Origin of the sequence: Actinacidiphila alni (genome assembly GCF_900112845.1) — a bacterium.
GTDB classification, from domain to species: Bacteria; Actinomycetota; Actinomycetes; order Streptomycetales; family Streptomycetaceae; genus Actinacidiphila; species Actinacidiphila alni.
In genome coordinates this window covers 132,685-147,358 of the sequence record NZ_FONG01000006.1, presented here as the reverse complement: position 1 = coordinate 147,358, position 14,674 = coordinate 132,685, and the positions used below count along the sequence as shown (strand labels likewise).

Genomic DNA, 14,674 nt, shown 5'->3' with positions numbered 1-14,674 from the left:
CGGGCACGCGCTCGGCCCGCGCTCAGGGCTGCGCGTCGATGAAGGCGAAGATCTCCTCGTCGGAGGCCCCGTCCAGCGCCGCGGTGGGGGATTCCATCGGCACCCCGAGGCGGCCCAGGGCCTCCTGGAGGGCTACGACCATGCGGTCCCGCAACGCGGGCGCCGCCGAGCTGAGTTCGCCGGTGATCCGGGCGAGGGCTTCTTCCATGGCACTCACGTCATCCTTCGGGGCCGGGACCAGCGCGGCGGCCAGATGCCCGGCCAGCGCGCCGATGGTCGGGTGGTCGAAGACGAGCGTCGGAGCCAGGTCGAGACCGGAGTCCGCCTGGAGCCGATTGCGCAGTTCGACCGCGGTCAGCGAGTCGAAGCCGAGGTCGATGAAGGGGAGGTCGGGGTCGAGGGAGTCCGGCGCGCCGTGCGCGAGGACCGCGGCCACATGGCGGCGTACGGCGGTGACGACCGCGAGCGTCGCGGCATCGCCGGTGAGACCGTCGAGCGCCGTGGCCAGCCCGCCCCCGGTCCTTCCCGTGGTCTGCCGGGCGCCGCCCTCGGCGGTGCGCCGGCCGGCGCGGACCAGGCCGCGCAGGATCTGCGGGATCCGCTCGCCGGAGTCCAGCGCGCCGCGCAGCCCGCTCAGGCTCCAGCGGGACGCCACGACGGCGGCCTCGGCGTCGGGGTCGGTGAGCACGGTGTCCAGCAGGCCGGTGCCCTGCGCCTCGTCCAGCGGCGCGACGCCGATCCGGGCGAGCCGCGCCTCGTCGGCGGCGCTGAGCGTGGCGCCCATGCCCGCCGTCGACCACAGGCCCCAGGCCGCGGAGACCGCGGGCAGCCCGGCCGCCCTGCGGTGGACGGCGAGCGCGTCGAGGAAGGTGTTGGCGGCGCCGTACGTGGTCTGCCCGGCGTTGCCCAGCACACCCGCGACGGAGGAGAAGAGGACGAAGGCGGCCAGCGGCAGGCCGGCGGTCAGCTCGTGCAGCAGCCAGGCCGCGTCCGCCTTGGGCCGCAGCACCGCCGCCAGCCGCTGCGGCGACTGGCCCGCGAGCAGCCCGTCGTCCAGCACCCCGGCCACGTGCAGCACACCCGTCAGCGGATGCGCGTCCGGCACCGAGGCCAGCAGCGCGGTCAGCTCCGCGCGGTCCGCTGCGTCGCACGCCGCGATCCGTACGCTGGCGCCCGACTCGCCCAGCTCCGCGGCCAGTTCGGCCGCGCCCGGGGCGTCGGGGCCGCGCCGCGAGGTCAGCAGCAGGTGCCGTACGCCGAAGCGCCCGACCAGCCGGCGCGCCACCAGCGCGCCCAGCGCGCCCGTACCGCCGGTGACCAGCACCGTGCCGTCACCGAAGGCCGGCTCCACGGCGGGCGCGGGCACCCGGCGGGCGACCCGCGGCACCAGCACCCGGCCGCCGTCGGCGAGCAGCACCTGCGGCTCGTCGGCGTCGGCCGCCGCGGCCAGCAGCGCGCCCGCCCGGCTCTGCCCGGCCAGCACCGGGCCGATGCCGCCCGCGGCGCCCGCGAGCAGGAAACGCCCGGGGTGTTCCGCCTGCGCCGCCCGCACCAGACCCCACACACCCGCGGTGCGCAGCGAACCGGGGTCGAGGGCGAGCACCAGCCGGGAGGCGGCGAAGGCCGGCTCCGCCGCCCACCGCTGGAGCAGCCCGAGCACCTGCCCGGTCACCTCCCGTACGGCGTCCGGCAGTTCGGCGCCCGCCGTGACGGAGAGCGCCTCGCAGTCGAGGAGTACGTGATCGTGCCGGGCCCCGGACGCGGCCAGCGCGTCGGCGTCGGCGTACAGCGGGAGTTCGGCGACGGGGGCGCCGAGCGCCGCCCAGGTGCCGGGACTTGTGGCGGTCAGCGGCGTCTCGGTCCACTCCAGGCCGAAGTAGCCCTCGGGGGCCGCCGCGCTGCCCGCCAGCGCCCGCATCGCGGCCGCGGGGACGGCCCGTACCCGCATGTCGCGGGCCTCCAGGACCAGTCCGCCGTTCTCGTCGGCGGCGGTCAGCGACAGCTGGTCGGCGCTCTCGGTGACGATACGGACCCGCAGCGCGGACGCGCCGACGGCGGCGGGACGGACCCCGCGGAAGACGAACGGCAGCCGCAGCTCGTCCCCTTCGCCCTCGGCCGCGTAGGGGTGGAAGGCCGAGTCCAGCAGCACCGGGTGCAGCCCGAAGCCCTCGGTGCGGGCGCTGTCCGGGACTTCGACCTCGGCGAAGAGTTCGGTAGCGGTCCGCCAGGCGCCGCGCAGTCCGCGGAAGGCCGGGCCGTAGCCGTAACCGAGGCCGGACAGCCGCTCGTAGACGGCGTCCAGGTCGACCGGTGTCGCACCGGCGGGCGGCCACGCGGCGGCCCAGGCGCAGCCGTCCGGGTCGCCGGGTCCCGCGGCCAGGCTGCCCGCGGCGTGCCGGGTCCAGCCCTCCTCGCCGGACCGCCGGGCGTGCACCCCGACCGATCCGTCGGCGCCGACGGTGACCTGGAGGTCCAGCGCGCCGGTGACCGGCAGCGGCATCGGCGCCTCGAAAGTCAGCTCCTCGACCCGGTCGTAACCGGCCCGCACCCCGGCCTCCACGACCATGTCGAGCAGCGCGGTGCCCGGCACGATCGCCGCGCCGGCCACGGCGTGGTCGGCGAGCCAGGGCAGCTCGTCGGCGGTGAGCCGGCCGGTCGCGACCAGGCCGCCGTCGGCGACGGTGACGGCCGCGTTCAGCAGCGGGTGCGCCAGCTCGGTCAGGCCGAGCGCCTGCGCGTCGGCGCGCGGCGGGGTGCGCAGCAGCCAGTAGCGGCTGTGGTCGAAGGCGTAGGTGGGCAGCTCCACGGGCCGGCCGCCGGGGGCGGCGGCGCTCCAGTCGGCGGGCGCGCCGGCTGCGTACGCCTCGGCGAGCGCGGTCAGCAGCCCCTCGGGCTCGGGCAGCGTGCGGCGCGCGACGGCGGTCACGACGGCCTTGCTGTCGGGCAGGCAGGCGCGGACCATGCCGGAGAGCACCGGGCGCGGCCCGATCTCCAGGTAGACGTCGGTGCCCGCCGCGTCCAGCCGGGCGGTCATGTCGGCGAAGCCGACGGCCCTGCGGACCTGGTCGGTCCAGTACGCGGGGTCCGTCCACTCCCGGTCCGCGCCGAGGTTGACGGCGTGGCCGAGCACCGGCTGCCGGAAGGTGATCCGTTCCAGCTCCGCCCCGAAGGCGTCGAGCATCGGCTCCATCAGCGGCGAGTGGAAGGCGTGACTGACCGTCAGTTGCTTGGTGCGGCGGCCCTGTTCCGCCCAGTGCGCGGCGACGGCGGCGGCCGTCTCCTCGTCGCCGGAGACCACCACGTCACCGGGGCTGTTGACTGCGGCGATCTGCGCCAGGTGCTCCTTGCCCGCGAGCGTCCCCGCGACCTCCTCGGCCGTCGCGGAGATCGCGAACATCGCGCCGCCGGAGGGGAGTTGCTGCATCAGCCGGGAGCGGCAGGCGACCATACGGGCGGCGTCCGCCAGATCCCAGACGCCGGCCACGTGCGCGGCGGCGATCTCGCCGACGGAGTGCCCCGCGACCCGGTCGGGGGCCAGGCCCAGCGAGCCCAGCAGCCGGAAGGCGGCCACCTGGTAGGCGAAGAGCGCGGGCTGCGTGTAGCAGGTCCGGTCCAGTTCCGCGGCCTCCGGAGTGCCGCCCTGCGCCCACATCACCTCGCGCAGCGGCCGGTCCAGGTACGGGTCGAGCGCCGCGCACACCTCGTCCAGCGCGGCGGCGAAGACCGGGAAGACCTCGTACAGTCCGCGGCCCATGCCCGGCTGCTGGCCGCCCTGTCCGGTGAAGAGGAAGACGGTCCTGGCGGTGCCGGACGCGACGCCCGCGGTGACCGGCGAGCCGTCCCTGCCGTGCGCGAAACCGTCCAGCCGGTCCAGGAGTTCGTCCCGGTCGCGGCCGACGACCACCGCGCGGTGGTCGAAGCGGACCCGGGTGGTGGCCAGTGAGTAGGCGACGTCGACCGGGCGCAGCGCCGGGTCGGCGGCGACATGCCGGCCGAGCCGGTCGGCCTGGCCGCGCAGCGCGTCGGCGCCGCGGGCGCTGAGCACCCACGCCAGCGGGGCACTCGAAGCCTCGCCGGCGGCCGGTGTGTCGTCGGTGACCGGTGCGTCGTCGGTGACCGGCACGTCGTCGGTGACCGGCTCCTCCAGGATGACGTGCGCGTTGGTGCCGCTGATCCCGAAGGACGACACGGCGGCCCGGCGCGGCGCGTCCGTCCGCGGCTGCCACGGCTCCTCGTCCGTCAACAGCCGTACGGTGCCCGTCGACCAGTCCACGCGCGGGGTCGGGGTGCCGATGTTGAGGGTGCGCGGCAGCTTGCCGTGCCGCATCGCCAGCATCATCTTGATCATGCCGCCGACGCCGGCCGCGGCCTGCGTGTGCCCGATGTTGGACTTGATCGAGCCGAGCAGCAGCGGCCGTTCGGCGTCCCGGTCCTTGCCGTACGCCGACAGCAGCGCGTTCGCCTCGATCGGGTCGCCGAGCGGGGTCGCGGTGCCGTGCGCCTCGACCGCGTCGATGTCGCGGGGCGCGAGCCGCGCGTCGGCCAGCGCCTGCGCGATCACCCGTTCCTGGGCACGGCCGTTGGGCGCGGTCTGGCCGTTGCTCGCGCCGTCCTGATTGACGGCGGTGCCGCGGATCACGCCGTACACCGGCCTGTTGTTGCGCCGCGCGTCCGACAGCCGCTCCAGCAGCAGGACACCGCAGCCCTCGCCCCACACCGTGCCGTCGGCGTCCGCCGAGAACGGCTTGCACCGCCCGTCGGGGGCAAGGCCGCGCTGCCGGGAGAACTCCGCGAAGAGATCGGGCTCGGCCATCACCGTCACGCCGCCCGCCACCGCGAGCGAGCACTCGCCGCCGCGCAGCGACCGCACGGCCTGGTGGACCGCGACCAGCGAGGAGGAGCAGGCGGTGTCCAGGGTGACCGAGGGGCCTTCGAGGCCGAAGCTGTACGACACCCGGCCGGACAGCATGCTCGGCGTGCTCGCCACCAGCAGCGAGCCGTCGACCTCCTCGGGCACGCCGCCCAGGAAGCGCGCCGAGTAGAACTCGTACATCATCCCGGCCCACACACCCGTGTCGCTGCCGCGCAGCGTCGCCGGGTCGAGACCGGCCCGCTCGAAGGACTCCCAGGTCGCTTCCAGGAACAGCCGGTGGTGCGGGTCGGTGCTCAGCGCGTGCCGCGGGCTGATCCGGAAGAAGGGGGCGTCGAAGTCGCCGGCGTCGTGCAGGAAGGCGCCGCGGCGGCTGTAACTGGTGCCGGGGGTGTCGGGGTCCGGGTCGAAGAGCTTGTCCAGGTCCCAGCCGCGGTCGGTCGGGAACGGGCTCGTGGCGTCGGTGCCGGAGTCCACCAGCTCCCACAGGTCCTCGGGGGCGGCCACCCCGCCGGGGTAGCGGCAGCCGATGCCGATCACGGCGATCGGCTCGTGCTCCCGGTCGTCGGCCTCGGTCAGCCGCTGCCGGGCGTCGCTCAGGTCGCCGACGACCTTCTTCAGATATTCGCGAAGCCGCTCTTCGCTTGCCATAGCCGTGTCCCTTCAGTACGAGAAGTCGTCGTCGCGAATGCCGGAGGCGGGAGTGGGGATCGGGGGGCCGTTACCGGGCTCAGAGTTGGTTGTCGATGAAGTCGAAGAGGTCCTCGTCGGAGACCGTTTCCAGGCCGCCGTCGGGGAGTGCCGCGCTCTGCGGCCGGTCGGAGCCGGTGGTACGGCCGCTCTCGTGCAGGCGGCGCAGTGCCGCGTGCAGCAGCTCCTCGGTACGGGTCAGGTCGGCCGGGGTCTCCCGGTCGGCGCCGTCGAGCAGGGCGGACAGCGCCGAGTCCAGGGCGTCCCAGGGCCGGCCGGTGTCCGGTACGGCGGCGGCCGGAACGGCGGGCGCCAGGTCGACGGCGAGCCGGGCGGCCACGTCGTCGACGGTCGGGTGGTCGAAGGTGAGGGTCGCCGGGAGCGGGATGCCGGTCAGCCTGCCCAGGCCCTCCTGGAGCTCCACGGCGGCCAGCGAGTCGAAGCCCAGCTCGGTGAAGGGGCGGTCGGTCTCGATCCGGTCGGCCCGGTCGTGGCCGAGGACGACGGCCGCGCGGTCCCGTACGAGGTCGACCAGCACGGCGTGCGCCGCGTCCGGGTCCAGGCCCGCGAGGCGCTCGGCGATGCCGCCGGCGGCGGGGGTCGCGGTCTGTGCGGTGATGCTCGCGGCCTTCGCCGTCCTGGCACGGGCCGGGCGCGGCGCCGGCACCAGGCCGCGCAGCAGCGGCGGTACGGCGGCGGCGCCGGACGCGGCGCGGGACCGCAGCCCCGCCAGGTCCCAACGGGCCGCCACCGTACGGCCGTCGGCCGGATCAGCGGCCAACGCCGCGTCGAACAGGGCGAGTCCGTGCTCCTGGTCCAGCGGCAGGGTGCCGATCCGGGCGAGCCGCGCCTGGTCCACCGCCGTGAGGGCGGTGGCCATCCCGGCCTCGTCGGACCACAGGCCCCACGCCACCGAAGTCGCGGGCAGCCCCGCCGCCCTGCGGTGCGCGGCCAGTGCGTCGAGGAAGCCGTTGGCGGCGGCGTACCCCGCCTGGCCCGCCGTGCCGAGCACCCCGGCGACGGAGGAGTAGAGCACGAAGGCGGCCAGCGGGAGGTCCGCGGTCAGTTCGTGCAGCAGCCAGGCCGCGTCGGCCTTCGGCCGCAGCACCGCCGCCAGCCGATCGCCGTCCAACTGCGCGGCCACACCGTCCTTGAGCACACCGGCGGTGTGCACGACCCCGGTCAGCGGCCGGTCCGCCGGCACCGAGGCGAGCAGCGCCGTCAGCGCCGCCCGGTCGCCCACGTCGCACGCGGCGACCCGGACCCTGGCTCCGGCGGCTTCCAGCCCGGCGGCCAGTTCCCAGGCGCCCTCCGCGGCCGGGCCGCGCCGCGACACCAGCAGCAGATCCCGCACCCCGTGCCGCGCGACCAGATGCGCGGCCAGCCGCCCGCCGAGACCGCCGGTCCCACCGGTGATCAGGACGGTGCCGTCACCGAGGCGGCGGCCCCCGGGCCGGGTGTCCCGGGCGTCGGTGGCGTTTGCTCGCGCGGGTGCGGGGTGGGCCGGATCGGTGGCGTGGGCGTGGGCGTCGGCGGGCCGGGAGCCGCCGGGGAGGGGGGCGTCGTCGGCCGCGCCGGTGGCCGGGTCCGCCGCGCGGACCGTGAGGCGGGGGAGGAGCAGGGCGCCGTCGCGGACCGCCGACTGGGGTTCGTCGTGGGCCAACGCCGTTGCCAGCAGCGGCCATTCGGCCGCGTCGGTACCGGTGGCGTCCGACAGCGCGAAAGCGTCGGGGTGTTCGGTCTGGGCCGACCTGACCAGCCCCCACAGGGCGCCGCCGGTCAGCGTGTCGGGGTCGGCGAGGAACAGCACCCGCGTCCCGGCCAGCGCCGGATCGGTGGCGCGGCGCCGGATCAACTCCAGCGCCCCCAGCAGCACATGACGCACGGCGTCCGGCACGTCGCCGATCTCGCCGCCGTCCGCCCGCCGTGCGGGCGCGCTGTCGGTCGCCGCCGGGGTCGGCATGGTCGCCGATCCGCCGGACGCGGCCTGGTCGCCGATCTCGGTCGACGTGGGCGTGGGGCCCTGGGGGGTCAGGCCGGCGGCTGTGGCGCCGTCGGGAGCGGGCCGGGTGCCGTCGCTGTTCGGCGCGGGCGCGGAGCCCGACGCCTCCGGGGTCGGCACGACCAGGACCGCCGGGGCCGGGGTGGCGGACCGCAGGTCGGGGAGGAGGGTCGTGGGGCGGCCGGTGGTGCGGAGGGATGTGGTGACCGCTTCGGCGGTCGGGCCCGTGCCGAGGACTGCCCAGGGGGTGTCGTCCGAGGGAGACGGGGCGAGGCCGGCGGGGTGCCAGGTCAGGTCGTAGAGGCCGGTGTCGGCGGGGGAGGTCGGGAGGCCGAAGCCCTCCGGGGCGTTGCGCAGGGCGACGGTGACCTCGCCGACCGGGCGGCCGGTGGTGTCGGCGAGCGCGAGCCGTACGCCGTCGCCGGGCGCGTCCGCCGCCGTCAGCCGTACGCGCAGGGCGTCCGCCCCGGTGGCGGTCACGGCGGCGCCGGTGAAGGAGAAGGGGACCGGACGGCCACCGCCGGGCGTGTCCTGGGCGTCCAGGACGAGGATGTGCAGGGCCGCGTCCAGCAGCGCGGGGTGGACGGCGAAGTCCCCGGCGGCCTGCCGTACGTGCTCGGGCAGCCGCACCTCGGCGTAGAGGTCGCCGTCCGCGCGCCACGCCCCGGCCAGGCCCTGGAAGGCGGGACCGTAGCCGTAACCGGCGGCGGCGAGCCGCCCGTAGAGGTCGGTGAGGTCGACCGCCTCGGCGCCGGCGGGCGGCCAGACGGCGGCCCAGCCGCCGTCCGCCGTGTCCTCGGCGGCGGCCGTGGTGTGACCGGTGGCGTGCGCCGTCCACGGCGCGTCCGCGTCGTCGGCGGGCCTGGCGTGCACGGTCAGCGCGCGCCGCCCGTCCGCGTCCTCGCCGCCGACCGCGACCTGGACCTCCACCGCGCCCAGCGGCGGCAGCGCGAGCGGCGCGAGCAGCGTCAGCCCGCCGACCGCGTCGGCACCGGCCAGCTCGGCGGCCTGGAGCGCGCACTCGACGAAGGCCGTGCCGGGCACCACAGCCGTGCCGCCGATGGCGTGATCGGCCAGCCACGGCGTGGAGCGCAACGACAGCCGCCCGCCGAGCAGTTGGCCACCGTCGGCGGCCACGGCGGTCGCGCGGCGCAGCAGCGAACCGCGGGCCGTCGTCCCGGCGCCGTCCGCCTCGCCGTCGGTGAGCCAGAAGCGCCGCCGGTCGAAGGCGTAGGTGGGCAGCTCGACCCGCGCGCCGCCCGGGGCGGTCGCCGCCCAGTCCACGGCCGCACCGGCGGTGAACGCCTCGGCGAGCCCGCGCAGCAGCGACTCCCGCTCGTCCCGGCCGCGCCGCACCAGCGGTACGACGGTGCCGGCCCGGCCCGCCAGGCTCTCCCGGGCCATCGGCGTGAGCACGGCCCGCGGCCCCACCTCGACCAGCACGCCCGTGCCCGCGCCGGCGAGCCGGTCCACCACGGGCGCGAAGAGCACCGCGTCGCGGATCTGGTCCACCCAGTAGGCGGGATCGGTCCAGGACCGCCCGGCGCCGAGCGCCGGTTCGTACGGCAGGTCCGGCTCGGCGAGCGCCGTCGCGGCGATCTCCCGCCGGAAGGCGTCGAGCATCGGCTCCATCAGCGGCGAGTGGAAGGCGTGACTGACCGTCAGCCGCTTGGTGCGGCGGCCGGCGTCCGCCCACTGCCGGGCGATCGCCTCGCAGGCCGCCTCCTCGCCGGAGATCACGCAACTGACCGGCCCGTTGACGGCCGCCAGGCCCACCGCCCGTGCGGCGTACGCCGGTTCCGCCAGCGTGCCGCGGATCTCCGCCTCGCTCGCCGCGACGGCGAACATCGCACCGCCGCGCGGGAGTTCCTGCATCAGCCGGCCGCGCGCGGCCACCAGCCGTACGGCGTCCTCCGTCCGCCACACCCCGGCGGCGCAGGCCGCCGCGTATTCACCGACCGAATGCCCGGCGACGACGTCCGCCTCGACGCCGAGCGAACGCAGCAGGCGCCACGCGGCGGTCTCGAAGGCGAAGAGCGCGGGCTGGGTGTAGCGGGTCTCGTCCAGCAGCACCGCGTCCGGTCCGTCCGGCTCCGCCCAGAGCACATCGCGCAGTGGCCGGTCCAGATAGGGGTCGAAGGCGGCGCAGATCTCGTCGTAGGCGGCGGCGAACTCCGGGAAGGCGGCGTGCAGTTCGCGTCCCATGCCGAGCCGCTGGCCGCCCTGCCCGGTGAAGAGCAGCGCGGTACGGGCCCGGCCCCTGGCCGTACCGGTCACCGTGCCGTCCGCCGCCGTGCCGTCCGCCAGGGCGCGCAGCCCCGCGACCAGCTCACCGGCGTCCGTACCGAGGACGACGGCGCGGTGCTCGAAGACCGAGCGTCCGGCGAGAGTGCGGGCGACGTCCGCCGTGCGGTGGCCGTCCGTCGCCCCGGCGAGCCGTCCGGCCTGCTCCCGCAGCGCCTCGGGCGTGCGGGCGGTGACCGGCCACGCCACCAGGTCGTCCGCCACAGTTTCCTGACGGCTCGTCATGTCGACGTCGGCGGCGGCCGGTTCCTCGACCAGCAGATGCGCGTTGGTGCCGCTGATACCGAAGGAGGAGACGGCGGCCCTGCGGACCCGCTCGCCGCGCGGCCAGTCCCGCGCCCGCGTCAGCAGCCTGATCCGCCCGGCGTCCCAGTCGGCGCGCGGTGTCGGCTCGTCGGCGTGCAGGGTGCGCGGCAGCGTCTCGTGGCGCAGCGCCTGAACCATCTTGATGACACCGGCCACGCCGGCCGCGGCCTGCGTGTGCCCGATGTTGGTCTTGACCGAGCCGAGCCAGACCGGCCGTGTGCCGGCCGGGTCGCCGTCCTCCGGCGCGGCCCCGTAGGTGTCGATGAGCGCGTTGGCCTCCACCGGGTCGCCGAGCGCGGTGCCGGTGCCGTGCGCCTCGATCGCGTCGATGTCGTCGGCGGTCAGCCGCGCGTCGGCCAACGCCTGCCGTACGAGGGCGCGTTGGGCCTGTCCGTCCGGGGCCGTCAGGCCGTTGCTCGCACCGTCCTGGTTGACGGCGGTGCCGCGGATGACGGCGAGGACGGGGTGGCCGTTGCGGCGGGCGTCCGAGAGCCGCTCCAGCAGCAGCACCCCGGCGCCCTCGGAGAAGGAGGTGCCGTCGGCGTCCGCGGCGAACGCCTTGGCCCGGCCGTTGGCGGCCAGCCCGTGCTGCCTGCTGAACTCGACCAGATTGCCGGGCGTCGACATCACCGTCACACCGCCGGCGAGCGCCAGCGGGCAGTCGCCGCCGCGCAGCGCCCGTACCGCCAGGTGCACCGCGACCAGCGAGGACGAGCAGGCGGTGTCGACGGTCAGCGCAGGGCCGCGCAGACCCAGGGTGTACGCGATGCGGCCGGAGATGACGCTGAGCGCCGTACCGGTGAGCAGGTGGCCGTCGCCGCCGCCGTTGGGCCGGTGCAGCGGCGGGCCGTAGTCGGACGCCATGGAGCCGACGAAGACGCCGACCGGCTGCCCGGCGAGCGTGGCCGGGTCGATGCCCGCGCGCTCGACGGCCTCCCAGGAGGTTTCCAGCAGCAGCCGCTGCTGCGGGTCCATGGCCAGTGCCTCGCGCGGGCTGATCCCGAAGAAGGCGGCATCGAACTCCGGTGCCTCGTGCAGGAATCCGCCGCCCGTGGTGGTCAGCGCGCCGGGCCGGTCGGGGCCCGCGCCGAGCAGCGCGTCCAGGTCCCAGCCGCGGTCGGTGGGCGGTCCGGTGACCGCGTCGCCGCCGGCCGCGACGAGCTGCCACAGCTCCTCGGGGGTGCTGACACCGCCGGGGTAGCGGCAGCTCATCGCGACGATGGCGATCGGTTCCGCGCTGTCGTTCTCGGCGGCGTCGGGAGTGTCGGCGGCCTCGATGGTCTCGCTGAACTCGCCGTCGGCCTCGGCGTAAGCGTCCGCGGGGTCCTGAGCGTCCTCCGCACCCGCCTCCGCCGTCAGCTCCGCCAGCCGCTCCGCGAGCCGCTTCGGCGTCGGGAATTCGAAGAGCAGCGTCGTCGGCAGCCGCAGACCGGTGGCGTCCTTGAGCCGGTTGCGCAGCTCGACGGTGCCCTGCGAGTCGAGCCCCAGGTCCTTGAAGCTGCGCCGCGGGTCGATCGCCGTGCCGTCGGCGTGCCCGAGGACCGCGGCCGCGCTCGCGGTGACCAGGGCGCGTACGGCCTCGGCGGTGCGGGCGGCGCCACCGCTACGGGCGGCGGGGCGCGGCGCCCGGGGAGTGCGCGGGGCAGCGGCGGGCGCCGCTTCGCGGAGGATCGGGCCGCCGCCGAGCCAGTGCCGTTCGCGCTGGAAGGCGTACGTCGGCAGGTCCGTCGTCCTGGCCCCGGCCGGCGCGGCGAGCGGCGACCAGTCGACGGCGGCGCCCCGTACGTACGCACCGGCCAGCGCCCGCAGCACCTGCTCGGGGCCGCCTTCCGCGCGGCGCAGCGTACCGACGGCCGCCGCGTCGTATCCGGCGTCCTCGGCGGTCTCCTCGACGGCGTGGCCGAGCACCGGGTGCGGGCTGCACTCGACGAACAGGCCGTGCCCGTCGGCGAGCGCGGCGCGGGTCGCGTCGGAGAAGCGCACCGCGTGCCGCAGATTGCGGTACCAGAAGTCGGCGTCGAGCGTCGCGGTGTCCTCGACCCGGCCGCCGGCCAGCGAGGAGTAGAAGGGGGTGGCGACGGAGACGGGCCGGATCGGCGCGAGCACGTCGAGCACCTGCTCGCGGATCATGTCCACGGCGGGGGAGTGCGAGGCGTAGTCGATCTTCACCACGCTGGTGCGCAGTTCGTCGCCCTCGAAGGCCGCGGCCAGCTCGATCAGCGATTCCAGCGGGCCGGAAACCACCGTGGAGCGCGGGCTGTTGAGGACACTGACGTTGACCGTGTCGTAGCCGGCGATGCGCGCCTCGACCACCTCGCGGGGCGCGGCCACCGACAGCATCCGGCCGCCGGTGACCTGCCGCAGCACCTGGCTGCGCAGCGCCACCACCCGGGCGGCGTCGTCCAGGGTGAGCGCGCCGATCACGGTCGCGGCGGCGATCTCGCCCTGCGAGTGACCCATGACGAAGGCCGGTTCGACACCCGCCGCGCGCCACACCTCCGCCAGCGAGACCATCACGGCCCACAGCGCCGGCTGCACCACGTCCACCCGGTCGAAGCCGGGCGCGCCCGGCGCGCCGCGCACGACGTCCAGCAGGTCGTAGTCGACGAACGGGGCCAGCGCGCGGGCGCACTCGGCGATCCGGTCCGCGAACGGGCCCGGCACGTCCAGGAGTTCGCGCGCCATGCCCGGCCACTGGGAGCCCTGGCCGGGGAAGACCAGGCCGGCGCCGTCCGCCACGACCCGCCCGGTGACGACGCCCCGCCCCGGCCGTCCCGCAGCCAACCCGGCGAGCCCCGCGGTCAGTTCGTCCCGGCCCGCGCCGAGGACGACCGCGCGGTGCTCGAAAGCCGTCCGCGTACGCAGCAGGGACAGGGCGACGTCCCGGGCCGGTACGCCGGGGCGCGCGGCCAGGTGCGCGGCGAGCTTCTCCGCCTGGGCGGCGAGCGCGCCGGTCGTGCGGGCCGAGACCAGCCAGGGTGTCGGCGCGGCGGTCTCGTCGTCTTTCTCGGAAGCCTCGTCCGGCGTGGAGTCGGCGGCCGATACGGCGCTGGGCGCCGTCGTCAGGATCAGGTGGCAGTTGGTGCCGCCCATGCCGAAGGCGCTGACGCCCGCGACCGGGCGGCCGTCGGAGGAGGCCGGCCAGGGCCGGGCCTCGGTGACCACCTTGATGCCGGGCTGTCCGGCCGCGATCTCCGGGGGCGGGGCAAGGAAGTTGAGGGTGGCCGGCAGGGCGCCGCGGCTCAGGCCGAGCGCCACCTTCAGCAGGCCGACGATGCCCGCCGCGCCCTCCAGGTGGCCGACATTGGTCTTGGCCGAGCCGACCAGCAGCGGCGAACCGCCGTCCGCTGTACGGCTGTCGGTCTCCAGCGCGGCGCCGAGCCCGGCCGCCTCGACCGGGTCGCCGACCGCCGTCCCCGTGCCGTGCAGCTCGACGTAGCCGACATCGGCGGGCGCGACACCCGCGTCCCGGCAGGCGAGCCGGACGACATCGCGCTGCGCCTCGGCGTCCGGCACCGTCAGATGCTCGCCCGTACCGCTGTTGACGGCGCCGCCGAGGATCACGCAGTGCACGGTGTCGCCGTCGGCGAGCGCGGCGGACAGCGGCTTGAGGAGGACGGCGCCGCCGCCCTCGCCCCTCACATAACCGTTGGCGCGGCTGTCGAAGGGGCGGCAGCGGCCGTCGGGCGACAGCGCGCCGAACCGCTCCAGCGCCTGGTCGGCCTCGGCCAGCAGATTGAGATTGACGCCGCCGGCCAGCGCCTGCCGCACGGTGCCGCGCCGCAGTTCCTCGCAGGCCAGCCGGACGGCGACCAGCGCCGAGGACTGGCCGGAGTCGACGGTGAGGCTGGGGCCGCGCAGTTCCAGCAGGTGGGAGACCCGGTTGGCGATGATGCTGCGGTGGGTGCCGGTGACGCTGTGCCGGCTCAGGCCCGCGGCGCCGAGCCGGTCGTGGACCATGACGTAGTCGGCGTTCATCGCGCCGATGAAGACACCGGTCGCGGTGGCGCGCAGCGCCGACGGGACGATCCGGGCGTGCTCGATCGCCTCCCACGCCAGCTCCAGGACGAGCCGCTGCTGCGGGTCCATCGCCGCGGCCTCGGCCGGCGAGAGCCCGAAGAAGCCCGCGTCGAAACGGTCGACATCGGTGAGATATCCGCCGCGCCTGTTCCGGCCGGTGCCGTCCGCGGGACGCCGGTCCGCCGGCGCCTCGGCGACGGCCTCCCGGCCCTCGCTCAGCAGCCGCCAGAATTCCTCGGGGTCCCGTGCGCCGGGCAGCCGGCAGGACATGCCGATGACGGCGACCGGCTCCGCGGCCGAAGACCGTTCAGTCGAAGCGGACATGACCCACCTTTCAAGGATCGGACATTCCTGAGCGCACTTCTGGGAATTGCTCGGTGTCACGTGGTGCTTTTGCCGTGCACGGTTCCGAGGAATTCGTTTCCCGCGTGCCGTGGCCGTACGGGAAAGCTGTCGGGAAAACTGCCGGGAAAGCTGGTCGC

At 76.2% G+C, this 14,674-nt stretch carries 1 protein-coding gene and 1 pseudogene; both read right to left on the bottom strand.

What is annotated here, in order from left to right; genetic code table 11:
- Positions 1-22: 22 nt before the first annotated feature.
- Positions 23-5,485, bottom strand: a pseudogene (locus BM076_RS12195) (SDR family NAD(P)-dependent oxidoreductase); the annotation flags it as partial.
- Between the two features lie 115 nt (positions 5,486-5,600).
- Positions 5,601-14,516 (bottom strand): type I polyketide synthase, encoded by an 8,916-nt coding sequence (locus tag BM076_RS12190; protein ID WP_093713491.1) that lies wholly within the window; start codon positions 14,514-14,516, stop codon positions 5,601-5,603.
- Between the last annotated feature and the right edge of the window lie 158 nt (positions 14,517-14,674).